This is a genomic window from Desulfoplanes formicivorans (assembly GCF_001748225.1).
GTDB classification, from domain to species: domain Bacteria; phylum Desulfobacterota; class Desulfovibrionia; order Desulfovibrionales; family Desulfomicrobiaceae; genus Desulfoplanes; species Desulfoplanes formicivorans.
The window spans coordinates 228,502-248,791 of record NZ_BDFE01000016.1 but is presented as its reverse complement, the minus strand read 5'-3'; the positions used below and the strand labels follow the sequence as shown (position 1 = coordinate 248,791).

15 protein-coding genes are annotated in these 20,290 nt (G+C 55.6%); 3 read left to right on the top strand and 12 right to left on the bottom strand.

The window, feature by feature from the left end:
* Positions 1-48 precede the first annotated feature (48 nt).
* The 4 genes from DPF_RS09070 to gcvH form a co-directional block, all read right to left on the bottom strand.
* The gene (locus DPF_RS09070) at positions 49-1,413 is read right to left on the bottom strand and encodes a dihydrolipoyl dehydrogenase family protein (protein WP_069859260.1); all 1,365 of its coding nucleotides are present in this window, start codon (positions 1,411-1,413) and stop codon (positions 49-51) included.
* Positions 1,414-1,528: 115 nt separating this feature from the next.
* Positions 1,529-2,968, bottom strand: coding sequence for an aminomethyl-transferring glycine dehydrogenase subunit GcvPB (gcvPB, locus tag DPF_RS09065; protein ID WP_069859258.1), 1,440 nt, complete (start codon positions 2,966-2,968; stop codon positions 1,529-1,531).
* Positions 2,965-4,299, bottom strand: coding sequence for an aminomethyl-transferring glycine dehydrogenase subunit GcvPA (gene gcvPA, locus DPF_RS09060; protein ID WP_069859255.1), 1,335 nt, complete (start codon positions 4,297-4,299; stop codon positions 2,965-2,967). Before gcvPA ends, gcvPB begins: the two co-directional genes overlap by 4 nt.
* A 109-nt stretch (positions 4,300-4,408) precedes the next feature.
* Positions 4,409-4,789: a glycine cleavage system protein GcvH gene (gene gcvH / locus DPF_RS09055; protein WP_069859254.1), complete on the bottom strand. Its 381-nt coding sequence runs from the start codon at positions 4,787-4,789 to the stop codon at positions 4,409-4,411.
* A gap of 491 nt (positions 4,790-5,280) precedes the next feature.
* Between gcvH and DPF_RS09050 the strand changes: the two genes are divergently transcribed.
* Positions 5,281-6,168, top strand: coding sequence for a DMT family transporter (locus DPF_RS09050; RefSeq protein ID WP_069859252.1), 888 nt, complete (start codon positions 5,281-5,283; stop codon positions 6,166-6,168).
* Between the two features lie 119 nt (positions 6,169-6,287).
* On the opposite strand, the gene DPF_RS09045 is transcribed toward DPF_RS09050, so the two are convergent.
* From DPF_RS09045 to DPF_RS14080, 3 genes are all read right to left on the bottom strand, one after another.
* Positions 6,288-8,465 (bottom strand): AsmA family protein, encoded by a 2,178-nt coding sequence (locus DPF_RS09045; RefSeq protein ID WP_069859250.1) that lies wholly within the window; start codon positions 8,463-8,465, stop codon positions 6,288-6,290.
* A gap of 99 nt (positions 8,466-8,564) precedes the next feature.
* Positions 8,565-9,089 (bottom strand): hypothetical protein, encoded by a 525-nt coding sequence (locus tag DPF_RS09040; protein WP_069859333.1) that lies wholly within the window; start codon positions 9,087-9,089, stop codon positions 8,565-8,567.
* A gap of 68 nt (positions 9,090-9,157) precedes the next feature.
* Positions 9,158-9,544 (bottom strand): response regulator, encoded by a 387-nt coding sequence (locus DPF_RS14080; RefSeq protein ID WP_069859248.1) that lies wholly within the window; start codon positions 9,542-9,544, stop codon positions 9,158-9,160.
* An 81-nt stretch (positions 9,545-9,625) separates the two neighbouring features.
* On the opposite strand from DPF_RS14080, the gene DPF_RS09030 reads away from it, so the two are divergent.
* Complete coding sequence (locus tag DPF_RS09030; protein WP_069859246.1) at positions 9,626-11,260, top strand: B12-binding domain-containing radical SAM protein; 1,635 nt, start codon at positions 9,626-9,628, stop codon at positions 11,258-11,260.
* Between the two features lie 46 nt (positions 11,261-11,306).
* Here DPF_RS09030 and DPF_RS09025 read toward each other — a convergent pair whose 3' ends face one another.
* Positions 11,307-12,587 carry a GGDEF domain-containing protein gene (locus DPF_RS09025; protein ID WP_083254597.1) on the bottom strand — a complete coding sequence of 427 codons (1,281 nt, stop codon included), beginning with the start codon at positions 12,585-12,587 and terminating at the stop codon, positions 11,307-11,309.
* Positions 12,588-12,929: 342 nt separating this feature from the next.
* On the opposite strand from DPF_RS09025, the gene DPF_RS09020 reads away from it, so the two are divergent.
* Complete coding sequence (locus DPF_RS09020; RefSeq protein WP_176724218.1) at positions 12,930-15,086, top strand: methyl-accepting chemotaxis protein; 2,157 nt, start codon at positions 12,930-12,932, stop codon at positions 15,084-15,086.
* Positions 15,087-15,228: 142 nt separating this feature from the next.
* On the opposite strand, the gene DPF_RS09015 is transcribed toward DPF_RS09020, so the two are convergent.
* The 4 genes from DPF_RS09015 to DPF_RS09000 all read right to left on the bottom strand — a co-directional run bounded on the left by DPF_RS09015 (position 15,229) and on the right by DPF_RS09000 (position 20,177).
* Positions 15,229-16,491: a phenylacetate--CoA ligase family protein gene (locus DPF_RS09015; RefSeq protein WP_069859240.1), complete on the bottom strand. Its 1,263-nt coding sequence runs from the start codon at positions 16,489-16,491 to the stop codon at positions 15,229-15,231.
* Between the two features lie 194 nt (positions 16,492-16,685).
* Entirely contained in the window at positions 16,686-18,404 is a 1,719-nt protein-coding gene (locus DPF_RS09010; protein ID WP_069859238.1) for an FAD-dependent oxidoreductase, read from the bottom strand.
* Positions 18,405-18,666: 262 nt separating this feature from the next.
* On the bottom strand, positions 18,667-19,458 hold the full coding sequence (locus tag DPF_RS09005; RefSeq protein ID WP_083254595.1) for an ABC transporter ATP-binding protein: 792 nt from the start codon (positions 19,456-19,458) through the stop codon (positions 18,667-18,669).
* The gene (locus DPF_RS09000; protein WP_069859234.1) at positions 19,446-20,177 is read right to left on the bottom strand and encodes an ABC transporter ATP-binding protein; all 732 of its coding nucleotides are present in this window, start codon (positions 20,175-20,177) and stop codon (positions 19,446-19,448) included. Before DPF_RS09000 ends, DPF_RS09005 begins: the two co-directional genes overlap by 13 nt.
* Between the last annotated feature and the right edge of the window lie 113 nt (positions 20,178-20,290).

Genomic DNA, 20,290 nt, shown 5'->3' with positions numbered 1-20,290 from the left:
AGACGGGAGACAGGTGGTCTCGTCTCCTGTCTCCCGTCTCCATGAATTTTACGCCTGTTGGGCCAGCAAGGCCTCTTTCAATGCCTCGTCCAGCGTGGGATGGGCAAAAACAATGTTCTCGGCCTTTTCCCTTGTCCAGCCTTCCTTGACCACGACCTCGCACAGGGTGATCAGATGGGATACCCCGTGGCCCACGGCACTGATGCCCATGACTTTTCCCTGGGACCAGACAACCTTGACCAGGCCGGCTGGTGCGCCGTGGGACTGGCTGATGGGATTGGCGCTGAGCATGGCCCTGGATATGGTTACGGTTTTGCCCTGCGTGGTCAGTTCCTCGGCCGTGAACCCCGTGCGGATGGCTTCCATGGAGCCGTAGATGCACCCGGGGATGGGACCGGGTCCGTAGGGATCGGATGTTTGTTCCAGAATGTGCCGGATAACATATTCGGCCTGGTCCGATGCCGCATGGGCCAGCAGGGTCCGGCCGTTGACGTCGCCGATGGCGTAGATGTTTTCGCCCGCCAGGAGACAATCGTCTGTAGTGATCCAGCCTCTTCCCTGGGTGGCGATGGCTGCCGCTTCCAGGTTCAAACCTTCCGTATTGGGCTTCCTGCCCACGGCCACCAGGGCCTTGTCCGCTTCAAAGGTGGTTCCGTCTTCCAGGGTGACAACGGCTTTGTTGTTTTCTGCCTGGATACTGGCGACTTTTTTCCCTGTACTGATCTTCCATTTGGCCCGTTTGAGGGCTGTGGTTATCACCTTGGAAATTTCCGGATCTTCGGTGGGCGCTACCCGGTCCATGCCCTCGATGAGGGTGATTTTTGTGCCCAGGCGTTCCCAGAACTGGCCCATTTCCAGGCCGATGGCTCCGGCACCGATGATGGCCAGGGATTCGGGTGCCTCGGCAAGATCGAGCAGATCCGTGGAATCAAGAATGGTCTGGTGATCGGGTTCCATGCCCGGGAAAAAAGAGGGGCTTGATCCCGTGGCAATGATCAGCTTGGCGAATCCCAATTCGGTCTCCTCGCCATTATCCGCGTTATTCACGATGATTGATGTGGGCGAGGCGAGCCGGGCCCGTCCCCGGATGAGCTCCACGTTTACCCTGGTCAGGGATTGCTCAATGGCTTTGCGGCTGGCTCCGACCATGGTATCCTTGCGTCTCTGAAGGGCCGGAAGATCAACAGTCATGGACCCGGAGGCCAAACGCAAACGTTCCTGGGCCCTGATTCCGGCAATGGGTTCGGTGGCTCCCAAAAAGAGTTTGGTGGGGATGCAGCCCCAGTTGAGGCACGTGCCCCCAAGGGGTCCGGATTCCACAAGAGCGGTCACAAGTCCTGCCTTGCCGGCGGCCAGGGCGGCTGCATACCCGCCCGGTCCGGAACCGATGATGATCAGATCGTATGTTTGCATGGGTCCCTCCGGGAAAAGATGCCGAAAACATGCAGGGACGGAGCGCCGCCCCTGCCATGTATCGGCAATCTGTTGTGCATCTGCGCACTGCGTCCTGTGCACTGCGCACTTTCTTTTATTCCTTCAACTCCATGGCACGGGCCGCCTTGACCTCGTCCAGTCGGCGGACCGAAGTTGTCACGGGTGCCTGGTGCAGGGATTCCGGATCTGTTTCCGACTTGGCCAGGATGTCAATGAGGTCGTCCACGAACCGGTCCAGGGTCTCCTTGGATTCGGTTTCCGTGGGTTCGATCATCAGACATTCGTGCACGATAAGGGGGAAGTAGATGGTCGGGGCGTAGTGACCCTTGTCCAGAAGACCCTTGGCAATATCCAGGGCCCGGACGCCCTTTTTGGCCTGGTTCACGGCCGAAGATACGAACTCGTGCATGCAGATCCGGTTGTACGGAATTTCCAGGTGGTTTTCGAGGCGTTTGCGCAGGTAGTTGGCTGCGAGCACGGCGTTCTCCGTGGCATTGATGATGCCCTGTCTGCCCAGACGGAGGATGTAGGCGTAGGCCTTGAGGAACACGCCGAAATTCCCGTAAAACGGGGCAATGTATCCGATGGATTTGGGATAATCGTAATCCAGAAAGTACTGGCCGTCTTCAAGACGTACAACCCGGGAGATGGGCAGGTACTCCAGAAGTCGTTCGGATACGCCCACAGGGCCTGATCCCGGACCGCCGCCGCCATGGGGGGTGGCAAAGGTTTTGTGCAGGTTCAGGTGGACAACGTCGAACCCGGCGTCTCCTGGTCGCAATTTGCCCATGATGGCGTTGAAATTGGCTCCGTCATAGTAGAGCAGGGCGTCGTGCTTTCGTGCCAGTTGCACGATTTTGGGGAGGTTGCGCTCAAAAAGCCCCAACGTGTTGGGACAGGTCATCATGATGCCGGCCACCTGATCGTCCATGACCGCTTCCAGGGCCTCGGGATCAATGATTCCGTCCTTGGATTCGATGGACACAACGTTAAATCCGGCAATGGTTGCCGAGGCCGGATTGGTGCCATGGGCCGAGTCGGGAACAATGATCTTGGTCTTCTTGTTCCCCTTGTCCCGATGATAGGCCGCGATGAGCATGACCCCGGTGAGCTCGCCGTGGGCTCCGGCCATGGGCTGGAGGGTGAATCCGGCCATGCCCGTGAGTTCGCACAACAATTCTTCCAGGTGATAGATCACCTCCAATGCGCCCTGGGTGAGCTTGCCGGCCCCCCGAATCTGGGGAACCAGGGGATGGAGTCTGGCAAATCCCGGAAGGGCTGCCACCTCTTCGGTGAACCTGGGATTGTACTTCATGGTGCAGGAACCCAGGGGATACATGTTGCCGTCCACACTGAAGTTGAGGCGGGAAAGGCGGGTGAAGTGGCGGACCACATCCAGTTCACTCAATTCTGCCAGGGGAAGATCCCTGCCCCTGAGGAGATTGTCCGGAAGAAAATGGGCTGCACCTTTGTCAGCGGCCTTGGGCCATACACCCTTGCGGCCGGGAGTGGATGTTTGGAACATGGTTTTCACAGCACACCTCCCATGAGTTCTGCCAGGATGCCGATGTCCTGATTGGAAGTCTTTTCCGTGCACGCCACCAGAAGCATATTGTCCATCCCCTCATAATACCGTCCCAGGGGAAATCCCGGGATGAACTTCTTGTCCACCAGGGCGTTGATCACCTTGGAGGCTTCGCAGGGCAGACTGAGCACGAATTCGTTGGTAAAGGGGGTCTTGTTGTACAAGGACACCCCGGGGATACTGGTCAGGCGTTCTGCAGCGTAATGGGCCTGCTGTATGGAAAGTTCGGCCGTGCGTTTGAGACCCTCGGGGCCGAGCAGGGCCAGATACATGAGGGAACAGACCGCGCATAACGACTGGTTGGAGCAGATGTTGGACGTGGCCTTGTGACGTCTGATGTGCTGTTCCCTGGCCTGCAGGGTGAGCACGTACCCGGTTTTGCCGTCCACATCGGTTGTCTTGCCCACGATGCGTCCGGGCATCTGTCTGATGAGGGGTTTGGTGCAGGTCATGATGCCCAGGTAGGGACCGCCAAAACTCAGGGGAAGACCCAGGGACTGGCCTTCGGCCACGGCAATGTCGGCGCCCATCTCCCCCGGGGTTTTGAGAACCGACTGCATGACCGGGTAAACCGAGAGAATGGAGACCACCCCGTTTTTCCGGGCCTGTTCAAAGAGTTGGGTAAAGTCGTTGGCCGAACCGAAAAAGTTGGGATTCTGGACAATGATGGCGGCAATGTCCTCATCCAGATGGTCCATGAGGGCCGCCACATCGGTTTGTCCCTGGTTGTGGGGAACCGTGATCAACTCCAGATTCAGATTGGTGGTGTAGGAGTCGAGCATGGTCCTGTAGATGGGGTTGACCCCCTGGGAGACCAGAATTTTGGTGCGCTTTCTGGTTTTGCGCACGGCCATCATTATGGCTTCATAAATGGCCGTGCCCCCGTCGTACAGGGAGGCGTTGGAATACTCCATGTCCAGAAGGCGACAAATGGAGGTCTGGTATTCGAAAATGGCCTGCAGGGTGCCCTGGGAGGCCTCGGGCTGGTAGGGAGTGTAGGCGGTGAAAAATTCTCCCCGCGAGGCCAGGGCCTTGATGGCTGCCGGATTGTAGTGGTCGTAGAACCCGGCACCGAGAAAACTGGTCAGATCGGTGCTGTTGCGAGCAGCGAGCTCTTCCATGTGCGAAAGCACGCTCATCTCGCTTTGGCCCTGGGGAAGGTCAAAACTTTTGGGTCGAAGCTCCGGGGGAATGTCCGCAAACAGGGCGGCCATGTCCGGAACGCCAATGGTGGCGAGCATGGCCTGCTGCTCGTCTGGGGTGTGCGGAATGTAGGGCATGGGGTACTCCAGTGTTTCAAAAAAGAAAGGCGGGCCACAGGGCACGCCTCGATGGTGTTGATTTCCTGTCAGGAAAAAGGGATCTGTCAGGGATAATCATGTTGCTGGCCTAGTGGGCTTCCTCGGCGATATGGGCCTCGTACTGGGAGGGAGAAAGCAGATTTTCCGGAACCTCGGCGATCTTGATTTTGATGAGCCATCCCTGGCCGTAGGGATCTTCATTCACCTTTTCCGGGGCATCTTCCAGCTCGCTGTTTACCTCCACAACCTCGCCGGAGATGGGGGCGTAGATTTCGCTGGCCGCCTTGACAGATTCGACCGTGCCCATTTCTTCACCAGCAGATATGGTTTGCCCTGCTTCAGGAAGTTCCACAAAGGTGAGGTCGCCAAGCTGTTCCTGGGCGAACTGGGTGATGCCGATAACGGCTTCTTCGCCTTGGATTTTGGCCCATTCGTGTGATTTGGTGTACAAGAGATTGTCGGGAATCATGATGCGTCCTCCGTGATTGTCGTAGAGTCGTGTTCAGGGTAAAAACGCGAATATGGGATTGCAACGGACCGGAGGGGATCAGGGATCGTTGCCAATGCGATGTGACCTTCTGGCCGTTTGAACGGATGGTCCTGAAGAGGATCATCCACAAATGCAACAGCACAACAACACATGCAACCATTCAGGAGCGTTTGCAACATGCAGCATCCTGGATGTCAAAAGGTTCATATGTTCAGGAAATGTCAGGTGGTTGGCCTTTCTGCCACCCGGCTTTGGCATTTCCCGGGTTTCAACATTTTTGACAATTCGGGTTAAAATTTCAAATTAATTTTGAATTTCAAATAGTTGAAATGCATGTATAAGCGTTTGAACAGCTGCAAACATGCATTCTGTATAGTTTCTGGCCCCAAAGTGCAACGAAAAAAACCGGCGCCAAGGGCCTGGGTCCGGGCTTGCTGCCCGGTAGCTTCTATCGTACATGCCCTTCTGTCATGAAACCATCCTTTTTCCAAGACCATACCTGGGCAGCCGAGGCCATGCTTGTGGTGGTGACCTTTTTCTGGGGAATCACCTTTACCCTGGTCAAGGATGCCATTGCCCAGGTGGACCTGTTTGCCTTTCTCGGACAACGGTTCACCCTTTCGGCCCTGCTGCTTCTTCCCTTTTGCCTGTACAGACGCCAGGGTTTTTCCCGGGACATTTTCTGGAAGGGGGGGGTGCTCGGCCTGCTTCTGTTCGGCGGGTATGCCTTCCAGACCATGGGGTTGCTGTTCACAACCGCTTCCAACACCGGGTTTGTCACCGGGCTCAACGTCATTCTGGTTCCGGTTCTGGGCGGGCTGTTTTTTGGCCGACCCCTGGGATTCAAGCTCGGTATCAGCGTGGCTCTTGCCGGGGCCGGGCTGTTCTTCCTGTGTACCGACGGTACCATGGCCGTGAACAAGGGAGATCTCATTGTCATTCTCTGCGCTGTTTCCATTGCCCTGCACATCATTTATACGGCCAGGTTTGTTCAAAACTGCGACGCCTACTGGCTTACGGCCGTTCAAATCGGCATGGTGGCCCTGTGCTCCAACATGTGCGCCTGGACCCGGGGGTATGAGGTGGTTTTCTGGGAACCGGACATCCTCTGGGCCATGGTTATTTGCGTGGTTTTTGCCACGGTTTTTGCCTTTCTGGTTCAGACGTCCATGCAGCGGTATACCTCCCCGGTGAAAACCGCCCTCATCTTTTGTCTGGAACCGGTTTTTGGGGCCGTGTACGCCCATGTGTTCGCCCATGAACGGTTGGGCAAGTGGGGGTGGCTTGGGGCCCTTTTCATTTTCGGGGCCATGGTTCTGGCCGAGTGGCCCCAACGGCGTGCTCGCGGATCATCGTAGAAGGGGTATACGTGTTCATTCTGACAGAACGCATCGGGTGTGTTCATGCAACAAAGGCTGCCATTGGGCAGCCTTTGTTGCATGAACAGGATTCCGCCTTTGAAACGGATTCTGCCGTGTTACTTGAACAAGCCTTCCAGCACTTTGCCCGGGTCGATGCCGCCGGGCTTTTTGTCCTTGAACAGCTTTTCCGTGGCCTTTTCCTTGAGTTCCTGCAACCCCTTGTCCCTGAGCAGACTCCCGATGTCCAACCGGAAGGACGGCTTGGCAAAGGTGCCGGAGATACGCACGGGTACGGTCAGTCCGGCGAGCTCGGCCAGGGGCTCTCCCTGCTGACCCTTGAGGCTGGAGACAATGGTGGCCTTGAGCAGGTAATCCATGCCTTCCCTGGGCAGATCAAAGGTTCCGGAACCATTGACCCGCATGAGCGGGGACATCATGAGCAGATCCCGGTTGTCCACAATTCCCCGGGTGATGGTGGCTGTCCCGCCAAGGGAGGCAAAGTCCGTCTGGTTGACATCAGAGGGGTCGGGTGTTCCGCCCTTGATCCTGGTCACTGCGTCCCTGATCATTTTGGGCAGGTTGATTCCCTTGATGGCTCCATCCTTGAATTCAAAGGCCATCTTGCCGTTCAGTCCGGCCTTGAGTTCGTTGACGCTCATCCCTGAAGTGCTCAGGGAGCCCGAACTCATGGTGGTTCCGGTGAGGGTGTCCTTACCGGTCATGTCCTTGAGCAGCGGTCCCATTTGTATGGAGGAGATCCGGTGGGTCACATGCATCTTGGGGGTCTTGCCCCGCACATCAAGCACGGTAGTTCCGTCAAAGGTTCCTTCATACAGGTTGGCCGCGATGGGATCCATGGTGATCAGCCCCTGTTTGGCAACCAGCTGGACCAGCAGGGAGGACAGGTTGAGCTTGTTCACCGTGATGGTGTCCATGGTCAGTTTGCCGTTGACATCCAGGTTTCGCAAGGTGTCCAGGGGCAGGGGAATGGGGACGACTTCCGTTTGGGTGCTGGTGGCCGTTTTGGATGATCGGCTCGGAGAAGAGGCTTGCCTGTTCGATTGGGCAGCATCCGATTCGCTGGTCCCGTCGTCCGGGGCGGCTACAAGATACCGGTCTACATTGATGGTATCCACGTGAACCTGAAAGGTTATGGCCGGATGGTCAAAATGCTTGACCTGACCGGTTCCCTGCACCGTGGTCGCGTCCAGCTTCATGGTCAAAGCGGTCAGGGCTGCCTGATCTTTTCCAGCCGAGAAGTTCATGTCTGCCTGCAGGTTGGTCAGGGCAGTGGGGTCGGCGGTCTGCACGGGGGGAAGTCCCATGGTTGTCAAAAATTTCTTGGGATTGAAGGGGGCCAGGTGCAAGTCCCCCTTGAGCCTGGGCTCGGCAAGGATGGTTTGGCCGTTGATGGCGCCGGTGAGCTGCAGGCCATGGGAGGACAGCTGGATATGGGAGATGGTCAGGGTTTCCTGACGGAGATCGGCGGCCATGTCCATGGTCAGGTCGAGATCCAGTTTGCCGCCGGGAAGAGCCTGACCTGTTCCGCTCATGTTCAGGGCGGCCGCTGATACGGAGTAGGTTCCGGACTGGGGATCGACAAGGGGAGTTCCCTTGAAGGTGATTCGGGCCGTGAGTTGGGGTTCGGACATCTGCACATCAAAGGCGAAAAAAAGGTCAAAGGGAGAACCCAGAGTGATATGGTCGGCGGACATCTCCACATTGGTCAGCTTGGTCGAAACCTTGTTGACCAGGTCGTGCAGGGTAATTTGACCGTTGGTGATCCGCACCCCGTCAATGGTCAGGGCGGCCAGAGCAAGGCCCTTGCGCTGGGCATCGGGAGCTTGTTGGGGTTGTTGGTCCGGAACCGGCTTGTCGGATGGGGGGGTATCCTTTGTGCCCAGATCCGACCAATTGGTGGTTCCCTGGGGTCCTTTTTCCAGGTTGAGTCGGAATCCGTCCAGGACAATGGTTCCAATGCGAATTTCCTTGTGCAGCAGGGGCAGGAGCTTGATGCGTATCTGGGCCTTGTCAATTTCGGCAAACATCTTGTCCGAGAATGCGGGCGCATTCCCCAGGCTGACCCGACCCAGTTCGAGGCCCAGCCAGGGAAACACGGACATATTGATATCTCCGGGGATGGTGAGTTCCCTGCCGGTTTGTTTTTTGACTGCGGCAGCTATGTCCTCCTTGTAGTCGTTGGGATCGACGAGAAAGAAAAGAGCGGCCATGGTTCCGCCAACTAGGATGATCAGGATGCAGCAGATAATGAGAATGATTTTCAGAGCGCGCATGCACAACCTCCAGGTTATGGCGAGGGAGAAAACAGCAGGGGGATCAGACGTTCTATACTAAAAAAAAACCAGTGATTTTTGTCAAGGACATTATGGTGGCTATGCCAGACGGCGGGGGGTGTCCGCCAGTCGCCATCGTTTGCGTACCTGCCGGGGAATGAAGGTGGCCATGAGGAAACCGGGATGAAAAAAGCACAAGGGGTTCTGGAGGATGGTATCTGGAAGGATGTGGTACCATTTGTACCCGAGACTTTTGAAATACTCCCTGGCCTGGTGACAGAGACCTGCCTGCCGGGCTGCGGCCAGAGCGGCGTCGCGTTGGCAACGCGATGAGGCAAACAGTTTGAAAAAGCGGGTTCGGAATCCGTACCGGTTCGTGATTTCCACCAACCTCTTGAATTCTTGAAAACGGGACAGGGCATCGGCCTGACAGAGAATCACGCCCCATGCAAACAGACCGCATAAAATCATGAACATCCATGCCCATCCGACCATGTCCGTGACCAGGAGTTCCCTGGCCTTGATCCCGGCCATCCAGGACAGCAGGGAGACCTTGATGCTGGTCAGATGGGGAAAAGGGGCGACGCGGAAATAGAGATACAGGGAAACAAGGATTTTGATCATGCCGGGATGCAGGTATGCGGAAGCCTGGTGGATGCTGTGCGGGAAGATCGGAGTACAGGAACGCTTGTTCATTCGGTGGATACGTGCATGACCCTGCGGATGGTTTGAATGATCGTTTCCAGATTGGAAACGGGTTTGTGCAGGATTTGTTCGGACGTTATGCCCATGGCCTTGAGCTCTGGTGCGATTTGATAGGTGACCGAGCCCGTATGAACGATATACCTGAGGTCTGGCTGGATGTTTCTTGCCTTGACAATGGTTTGGGTTCCGTCAATGCCGGGCAGTCGAACATCGACAATGGCCAAGTCCATGGGATGGTCGGCGAGCACGTCCAATGCCTTTTCGCCGTTTTCTGCCGTGAACACCGTAAATCCCAGGTCCTCCAGGTAGTCGGCCAGGCTTTCGCGGACCCCTGCTTCATCGTCCACGATCAATATCTTGAGCACCTTGTCCATGGCAATCATCCTGTTGGTTGATGCCTGCAGCAGCAGACAGCAACGGTTGCCCCAACCCCCGTTTCCAAGAGAGTGTATGGCGTGAAGATACTTCTCATACAGCCGCCAATAGAGGATTTCTACGATACCGACGTTCGTCTCCAGCCGTTGGGACTTTGCTATCTCAAGGCTGTCGTTAACCGGGCATTCCCTGAAATAGAGGTTCTGGTCAAGGATTTTCATCAGGGGTGTGGTCGTCGGACCATCTCCCTGCCCAGAGAATTGCGCTATCTCAAGACCTATTACCCCGGGCACGATCAAAGTCCGTTCTCGTCATTTTCCCAATACTTCCATTTTGGAGCCGATGTGGACACCATAGCCCATTTCGTGCAGGAATACCAACCCCATCTTGTGGGAATCTCTTCACTTTTTTCTCCGTATTATCGGGAAGTCCTTGCCTGTGCCCGGGCCATCAAACAGTGCATTGATCTTCCCATTCTGATTGGGGGCAGTCATGCCAGTGCGGCGCCCTTGACCCTGCTTGAAGACAGGAACGTGGATTTTGTCATCCAGGGTGAGGGAGAGCGGCCTTTTGTCGCCTTTTTGCAAGCCTTGACCAGTGACCGGGCCTGGGAACGGGTCCCCAACCTAGGATGGAAAAACAAGGGCCGGTGCATTCTCAATCCGGTGGAACCCAATTATCCCTTTGCTTCATTGCCTTTTCCCGATCTCTCGGATCTTGATCCCCGGGACTACACATTTCAGGGGCAGCCCATGTGTTTTGTGACCACATCCCGGGGCTGTCCCCATCGATGCGCTTTCTGCTCCGTACACCTGACCTTTGGACATGGGTATCAGCACCGTGATCCAGCTGATATTGTGGAGGAAATCCGTTTGCGATACGCTCAGGGCTATCGTGTCTTTGATTTTGAGGACGACAACCTGACCTTGAACAAACACGATTTTTCGACCCTCCTGGATCTGCTCATGGAGACCTTTGCCGGCAAACAGGTTCGCTTTCTGGCCATGAATGGGATTTCCTATCTGCATCTGGACAGGGAGCTGCTCGCAAAGATGCGTCGGGTCGGTTTCACCCACGTCAACCTCTCCCTTGTTTCGGCCCAGGCGGCAACCCTTTCCCGGATGCATCGGCCCCATCCCGTGGCCCGATTCAAGGAGGTGGCCCTGGCCGCCTGTGAAATCGGAATGCACACCGTGGCCTACCTCATCCTTGGCCTGCCAGGGGAAACCCTGGATGAAATGATCCAAACCCTGGTGCTTTTGGCCCGGCTTCCGGTGCTTGTGGGGGCCTCCATTTTTTATCTCACACCGGGGAGTGCCCTTGCCCGGGATTTTCCGCCCATGACAGCCGAGGACATTTTTGCCTCGCGCTCCACAGCCATGGCCGTTACAACCGAAGCCTTTACTCGGGATGATATCTACACCCTGTTTGTGACCGCACGGATTATCAATTTTTTCAAAGGCTGTGTGGTGGATACCCCGAAGAAAACCGTTTTTGAGGTTCTTGATGCGGCTCGCGGCAGGGGCGGTCGGGATCGATTGGGAGCGGACATCCTGCTTCGACTGTGCAACGAAGGCGTCCTTTACGGGGCTGGAAGAAACAAATGGTTTCCCCTGCCCCGATTTCGCAAAGCCCTTTTTGATCGGATCATGGCCTGCACGAACGAAATCGTTACGCTTGAGGGCAAGCGGATATCATGTTGTCAATGGGGATGAGGTCGCACCCCGGAGAGCAAAGGAGGGGATAATGCTGAAGAGGGGGCTATTTGTATCGTTGACGCTTGATAGCGTACATGGCCTGGTCGGCATGCACCATGAGTTCCTGCATGGTCTGACCCGGTTTGAATCCGGAAACACCAATAGATGCGGAAAGACTTGTGGAAGAAGTTTCGTTGCCCACGGGAATGTCAGCAATACGGGCTTCCATCCGTGCGATGAGCCGTTTGGTTTTTTCATGGGCCACTCCAGGAAGAAGTATCACGAATTCGTCTCCGCTCAAACGAACGACCATGTCATACTTGCGCACCAGATTCTTGAGACATGAGGCAACTTTTTTGAGAAGATCGTCACCGATATGATGTCCATAGTTGTCGTTGACGGCCTTGAACTCATTCAGATCGATGAACAGCAGGGTAACCGGAAAGGCTTTCCGTTCGGCAAATTCCAGTATCTGTTGCCCGTAGGCCATGAGATAAGCCCTGTTGGGAACCCCTGTGAGGGGGTCGGTGAATCGTTCTTTTTCCAGAAATTTCTGGGCCCGGAGCATGGAAACGGTACAGCCGAAAATATAGCAGAAATGTTTGAGATAATCCGTAGCCTTATTGGGGGAATACCGATCCGGCGCCTGGTCGTGCAGACAGATGAGGCCAGCCGGGCAATCATTGTTTCTCCGTTCGTAAAACGGATACACTAGGCAGGATCCCCGGGGGTATGCTGTATTCCGAAAAGCGAACAAATCCGCCATACCTCCCGGCATATCAATGTGCTGCATATCCCTGCACGGTCCAAGAAAAAGTTGTTCTTCTGTCGAAGCGATCCGCGCGCAAATCGCCTGCAAGGTCTCCTGGTTAAGAATGTCTATGCCCTCGGGCACAAAGTCTCCATATAAATCCTTGTCAAGGAAGAGCCGTATACCGTCCGTATTAAGCAGTTTGGCGATTTTTACAATGATAGCAGGAACTTGATTAAAATCTTCTGCGTTTTGAAGCATTTTGATGGCCTGGTCAAACCGGGCAAAGGTTTCTGCGTTGCCGCGCTGTATGGCGATAACAGTCTCAAGCTTGTCCCGGGTAGTGGCAACAAGGTCTTGAAGTCGGCAGATTTCAGATTCCATAACATTGATTGACACGGAATCTGGAAGGTCGTCGCCTTGTTCCGTTGCAGCCACACCCTTGCGGAGATCTTCCAGAAGTTTCAGGGCCTGATCCCGGTCGTTCGCCCTGACAGACAGTTCGATTGCGCGTAGTCGATCCAGGAGCCAGTCGTGGACATGGAATTGGCTCTTGGCGGAAAGAGGTGAACGCAATGTGGAAGCAGGTATCATGAAACAGTGGCCAATATTTTGTATTGTATTTGTATATCAATTATTGAGTAACGAACTATATGATTCGATGGACTATATTGCGCGTTTCGTCAAGGAGTGATTCCTGGGAACAGGGGACAGTCGTAGTCTATTTTGGTAAGACAACGTGCAAAAATCTGTGAATTGAGTGTGATCTTTACCATGAGCGGGAATTTTTTGCGCAGGAGTTTGATAGCCCTTGTGTCAAAACCGTTTACAACAGGAAAAACAGAATCCAATTCGCAAATTGTCATACAAAGGGCAAGAAAATGTCACAAACTCCGGGTAAATGAACTCTGGTTTTCATTTTTTCGGAGTCATGCCATGAAGCGTTCCATTCGAGTCGTTTTCCTGATGTTTTGTCTGAGTATGTCCATCATTCCGGTGGGTTGTGTAGGAGAGATTGCCGTACGTCAAGCCGCGGACAGTCTCCTTGAGCAGGCCAAAGAGCGACTGGCAATGGAACGGGATATTGCCCGGGATGGTCTACATCAGAAGCTTGAGGTGTGGAAGCGGGAGGTTGCGCTGCTTGCAGGCAGAAGCGAGGTCTACAACGCCATTGTCATGTTCCAGGATTATTTCAGTGATGCTTCTGCCCAAAAAGGGGAGCCTGCAAATGTGGACACTCCCGAATATGAAGACAATTACACCTATGTACTCCCTTCCTTCCAGGCCTATTCCGGGCTGCTGGGCTACGAAGATCTTCTCCTGATTGATGATTATGGTCGTATTGTGTTCAGTCTGAAAAAAAGGAGTGATCTTGGCCAAGACCTCAACCATGAATTTTTGTGTGACAAGCCCCTTGCTCATGTCTGGAAGCAGGCCATGCAGGGCCGTCAAAGCGTTTCGGATTTGTTGCCCTATGAACCCGCCGGTGGGGAGCCCTGTGCCTTTGTGGGTGCGCCGGTTCTAGACCATACCGGCGAGCACGCCGGAGCAGCCATCCTTGTTGTCGGGCCGAATCATCTGGCATCCATTCTGGACAGTACGGGTGTCCAGGCAGACGGGGTCAAGACCCTGGCTTTTGGTCAGGATCTTTTGGGGCGCCATAGAAAACAGGAGCCGGTTGCCACGTTTTTTCTGCCCGGGTTGAATGATCCGGTCCAACGAGCTCTCAAGGGGGAGACCGGGATTGTTCCGGCCAGGGACCGCTTGGGCAATGAACTCCTTGTGGCCTTTGCTCCTTTTAACATGGGCTCCAATGCATGGGCCCTGGTTACCCGCGCGGATATGGGCACGATCCTTGAGTCCACGGTCCATCTCAGACATCAGGTTTTCATTCTGGGGATGCTGCTGTCAGTGGTTGTGGTTGTTTTGGCTGTTTTTTTTCTCAGCCGGGAATTGTTCAGACCATTGGAGCGTATCAAGGGGTTTGCCTGTGCTGTGGCCCAAGGTGATTTGGAAGCCAAGATGGACGCGACATTCAGGCCTGAATGGGAGGTCCTCAAAAAGGCCATTTTCATCATGGTTTCAAATCTGCGCACGCAGACTGACGATGCTCGACACAAAGCCGAACAGGCCGAGATACATGCCAAGCGCGCCCAGGAATCCGAGGCCGAGACCGAGGCCCAGCAGCAACAGCTGGCCAAAATGCTTGGAACCCTGAATACCCTGGTTCGCAAGGCTGATGAGCTGACCTTGGTCATCCTTGATCTGGCCGGAGAACTCAATCTGGAACTCAACACCGTGGGTGGCGGGGCCAGGGACCAAAAAGAGCACGCTTCCCAGATCTCCGAAGCCATGACCGTGATGCTCCAAGCGGTGGAAGATGTTGCTGCGGCAGCTCGACATGGAGTCAAGGGATCCCGGTGTGTCAGGCAGAAGGCCGATGACGGATTGGAGCGCGTCCAGGCCAGCGTGGATGCTGTTTCTTCGGTCAGCAAAATGACGGACAAGTTGAAGGCTGATTTGGATGGGCTGGGTAATATGCTCGGTCAGATCACGTCCATTGCCGGGATTATCGGAGACATTGCTGACCAGACCAACCTGCTGGCCCTGAATGCGGCCATTGAAGCGGCTCGTGCCGGAGAGGCCGGGCGAGGGTTTGCCGTTGTGGCCGATGAAGTGCGCAAGCTTGCGGAACGAACCATGTCCGCAACCAAGGAAGTTACCGCCAATGTGGATTCCACGCGTTCGGTGATTCTGCAAAGCACGACGCGGATGAAAAATGCAGCCAAGGCTGTTGATCATTGCGTGACCATGTCTGCTGCATCCCGTGAAAGTCTTGAAGAAATTGTTTCCCTTTCCAGGGAGGCTGAAGCGGGTTCCCAAGAGATTCTGCTTCGGTCGGAAGCCCAGTCCACCACTGCCGAGCAGGTGGATTCTGCCCTGCACAAAATGAATCTGTTTGCTGCAACCACCTGTTCCGATGTTCAGAAGGCTCTGGGAATCATTGCCCGGCTGGTTGAGGAGATGGATGTGCTCAAGCAGGTGACACACAATTGTTCCCACGCTGAAAGTCGTTCTGCAACAGTTTCGTAAAGAATCAGAAGCCATTCGCTGTATGACCGGAGAACGAGGACCTGAAGTTGCCGGATTTTCGGCATGTTCGTCCAAACAACAATCCCCTGGTTTCCATGATCGGGAAAACCAGGGGATTGTTGTTACCGGTTGATTTTGTCTGTTACCCGTTGTTCACGCTTTGGGGTTCTACCAGGAGAATTCTGGGCGTGACACCGATCCACTGGGCAAAGGCGTGACGGAGACGATCCACCATGGCCCGCTGGCGTTTCATCTGATCAAAGAACAGGGGTTCGGTGATACCGATGCGCAGAACAAGCTGTTGGGTCGGACCTTCTCCCGTGACTTCGGCTTTCCAGGAAACCGCGGTTCCCAAAACATCCGTAAGCACCCGTTCGATCATTTCCGGGGCGATATTGATTCCCTTGACGATCAGAACATCGTCGATCCTGCCCGGAACATGGTCCAAAAGTCGGAACGTGCTGCCACAGGCACAGGGTGAGGTAAGCAATCTGGCCCTATCTCCTGTCCTGTAGCGGATCACCGGAACGGCCTCTTCCACCAGGGTGGTCAGTACCAGTTCGCCCCATTGGCCGGGCGCGACAGGCTTGCCTGATTGGGGATCAATGATTTCCGCATAAACCATGTCTTCCTGCAGGTGCAGCCCTGTTTTTTCCTGACATTGGGCGGCAATGCCAGGTCCGCAGACCGCGCTGAGTCCGTAGATGTCATAGACAGGGGCCTGGAATCCCTGCTCCAGGTCGGCCGCCAGGTTGGTGGACCAGGGCTCGCCCGTGAGCAGAATGGCCTTGAGCCGGAGCATGGAGGGGGTCATACCGCGAGATTCCATGGCTTCCAGGAGAATCCTGGCGTATCCCGGGGTGGCGATGAGGCAGGATGTGCCGAAGTCGCGCATGATTTTGAGCTGTTTGTCCGTATGACCCACCGAGGTGGGAATGGTTGATGCGCCGATTTCCCGGGCTGCATCGTGGAAGGAAAAGGCCCCGGTCCCCAGGCCATAGCGCAGGGTGATCTGGAAAACGTCTTCACTGGTCAAACCGATGGAGGTGTAGACCCGAGCCAGAAGCTTGGCCCTGTTGGTCAGGTCGCGTTCGGAATTGCCAATGACAATGGGGGAGTTGCCCCGTCCCGTGGTGGTATGGATGCGGACAACATCGCGCAAGGGGATGCAGAACATGTCATAGGGATAGGCATCGGACAGATCCTGCTCCGTGGTAAAGGGGAGCTTGACCATATCATCCAGAGATTCGAACTGGTCGGGATTGAATCCCGTCTCCTGGAAGCGTTGCTTGTAAAAGGCCACCCGGCGTCGAACCCTGTGCAGGGTGGATTGCAGCCGCTCAAGCTGGATCTGGCGGATATCTTCCCGGGTCAATCGCAGATGGTGGGCTGGGCAGGGGGACATGTAAAACTCCTGGTGGAAAGTGCGCAGTGCGCAGGTTGTATTGGTCCGGAATGCTGCACCGGTCAAAGGGAATGATGAAAACGGGTTTTCGTGTTCACGTCATCCCGGATCAGGTCCGGGATGACGTGAACAGGGTGTGCTTCGGCCGGTTCCCCCTTGTCTGGTTGATTATTCAGCAAGGGGAGAACCGTGGCTTAGTCCTCCGTTGTGGGATCAAGTCCCCATTGACGCAGGTTGCCCCACCCGCCCTGGAGGTTGACCGTGTCGTTCAGTCCCGCCTTGGTCAGTTTGACCTGGGCTTCGTAGGAACGGGCTCCGGTGTTGCACATCAAAACGATCTTTTTGTCTTTGGGGAGTTCGTCCACATGTTCCTGAATGGTTTCTCCGGTGATGTTCATCCAGAAATCAGGATGTTTTTCCAGGAATTTGATGGCATTATCCCTGTCGCGGCAGTCCAGGACAATGAAATTGTCATCCTTGCGGCCGGCCCACATGCGGGCGAATTCATCCGGCGTGATGGGTGTGTTTCGTCCGGCAAGGATGTTGTCAGCCACATTGGCCACCACGTTGAGCACGTCCATGGCTGCGGCAAACGGGGGGGAATAGGCCAGTTCGAGATTGCTGATATCCTCGATGGTGGGTTTGTATTTGAGGATGGCGGCAACCGCATTGATCCTGCCAGCCACACCTTCGAGGTTTTTGCTCATGCCCTGGATGCCGAGAACACGCCGGGTGCCTTTTTCCACCACCAGTTCCAGGGTGATGAGGGTTTTTTCCGGATAGAAATGGGCATGGTCGAACTGAATGACCTGGGCGCTGATGGCATCGAATCCTTCGGCCTGGGCTCGTTTCAGGGTCAGGCCGGTTCCGGCGATACCCGCATCAAAGAGCTTGATGGACAGGGAACCCACTGCTCCGGGAAAGGTTGCCCGTCCTCCGGCCAGGTTGGTCCCGATGACCCTTCCCTGGCGGTTGGCCATGGAGCCCAGGGGAAACATGGCCGGTTTGCCTGTGATCAGATTCTCAATGGCTACGCAGTCACCGCCGCTGTAGATGTCTGGATCCGAGGTTTGCATGGTCTTGTTGACGAGAATGGCGCCTGTTGACGAGGACACGCTCAATCCGGCATCCCGGGCCAGTTCGGCATTGGGCAGCACGCCTGCGGCCAGGATGACCAGATCTGCCTCCAGGGTCCGTTTGGTGGTAATGACCCGTTCCACTTTGCCCTCACCCTCAATGGCCGTGACCATTTCCGCGAGGTGCAGGGAAACATCGTTGTCCGCGAGGTGCTTCTGGGCCATGGATGCAAGGGTCCTGCTGACAACACCGGGAAGAACCTGGTCGGCAACCTCGATGACCGAGGTTTCAATTCCCCACATGTCCGTGAGGGCCTCGGCCATTTCCAGCCCGATGAACCCGGCACCCACGATGACCGCTCGGGAAACCTTTCCCGTGGTGACCATCTCCCTGATGGTCAGGGCGTCTTCCATGGAACCCACGGCCAGGCAGCCGGGCAGATCGGTCCCGGGGATGGGCAGGGGCCGAGGACGGCTTCCCGTTGCCAGGACCAGCTTGTCGTACCCGATTTCACGGGGTTTTTGGCCTTTTTCCTGGACAAGAACCTTTTTGCGGGCGCGATCAATCTTGAGGACGGTTGTCTCGGAGAGCACATCCACGCCCTTGGCCTGCCTGAAAAAGGCCTCGTCGCGCAGGGCATGGAAATTGGTGGTCCGAAGCTGATCGGGATCGCTGACATCACCGGAAACCAGATAGGGGATGCCGCAACCGCCATAGGAAATGATCTTCTGGGAATCGATCATGGTCACTCTGGCGTCGGGCTGGACCCGCTTGAGTCGGCAGGCCGCTTTGGGGCCTAGGGCTACGCCGCCTATTATGACTACGTGTTGGGACATGGTGTACTCCTGCATTAAAAATAAAGTATGGAGATGAGCTGTTAATCAGTGTACTACTATAGTGCGCAGAGCACAGTGCACATTATGCAGTGCGCAATCAATGAAAATAATCGTGTGACCATATGTACTGATCAGTGTCATGAGCTTTGAGAGCTGGTTGAAATGTTGATTAAATGCGTGTCCATATGTGCGTCGTGATGTCTGGGATGCATGCGGACGGTAATCGATTCTGCCTACTGGCTCCTGTACATTGCGTAGGTTTTCATCCCTCTCTGCCCAGATACGCCTCGATCACGCGCGGGTCCTGCTGGACCTTGCGCGGGGTATTTTCGAGAAGCAGCTGGCCTTCGACCAGGACAAGGACCATGTCCGAAACGGTCATGAGTACATCCATGTCATGTTCGATGATCAATATGGTCAGCCCTGTCTCCTTGCGCAGGGCAAGCAGGAGTTCGGCCAGTTCCTGGGATTCCTGATTGTTCAGCCCGGCTGCTGGTTCGTCCAGAAGAAGGAGCTGGGGATTGCCCATCATGGCCCGGGCGATTTCCAGTCTGCGTTGATCTCCGTAGGAAAGGGCATCCGGTGGGAGTTCGCTTTTGTCGGCCAGGCCCACAAGGTCCAGGTGTTCCCGCGCCTGGGTCATGATGGTGTGTTCGATGGAACCGCCGCCCGGACGCACCAGGGACAGGAGCCCGGGCCGGTACCAGGCATTGGCACCGATGGTCACGTTTTCCAGGCAGGAAAGCTCGGGGTACAGGCTTAAGTTCTGAAAGGTGCGCATCATGCCCTGTCTGCTGCGGGTCTGGGGCGGAAGTCTGGTTAGGTCGCGCCCGGCAAACAAGATGGTTCCGGAACTGGGGAGAATGGTTCCCGAAATGAGGTTGAACAAGGTGGTCTTGCCGGCTCCGTTGGGGCCGATCAGTCCGGTGATCCGTCCCTGGGGAATGGAAAAGCTCACGTCTGAAACGGCCTGGACCCCGCCGAAATGTTTGCTCACCCCGTCCAGAACGAGAAGGGGGTGTTTGGTGTGATCGTCCATGGCTATCGTTCCCATATCTTGTCATATCCCTTGCCCAGGTAGGCTCGCTGGACTCCCTTGTGGTTCAACAGTTCCCGGCCTTCCCCTTCCATGACAACCCGTCCCGTTTCCAGTACATAGGCCCGGTGACAGATTTTGAGGGCCGCCCTGGCGTTTTGTTCCACCAAAAGGACGCTGAGTCCCTGGTTCCGGTTGAGGCTGACAATGGCCTTGAGAATTTCCTGGGAAAGCAGGGGCGAGAGGCCCAGAGAGGGTTCGTCCAGCAGGAGAACCTCGGGGTTGGACATGAGGGCACGGCACAAGGCGACCATCTGCTGTTCTCCGCCGGACAGGCTGGAAGCAGGCCGAGTCCAGAATTTGTTCAAAATGGGGAACTGATCCCGGAGCCGTTGCATGTCGGCCTTGATTCCCTGGCGGTCCTTTCTGGAAAAGGCCCCAAGGGCAAGATTGTCCTGAACGCTCAGGTCACCAAAGAGCTTGCGGCCTTCCGGGCACAGGACCAGTCCGGCCTGCAGGCGCTTTTCCGTGGGCAGGTGCGAAATATCCCTGTCCCGAAACAGGATGGTCCCGGATTGCTGGACAAGAAGCCCCACCAGGGTTTTCAAAAGGGTGGTTTTTCCGGCGCCATTGGCCCCGATGACCGCAACGATTTCGCCCGGATGGAGGTGAAGGGAGACGGTCTTCAGAACATGAATCCGTCCGTAATAGGTTTGCAGACTGCGGACGTTGAGCATGAGTTTTGGTGTTAGGTGTTAGGAAATGTGTCCAGGAACAGTATGGTTTTTCTTTGTGCCTGGTTGCCTGTATGGTGTTTCGGCATGGACGGTATACAAATCCGCCTTGCATT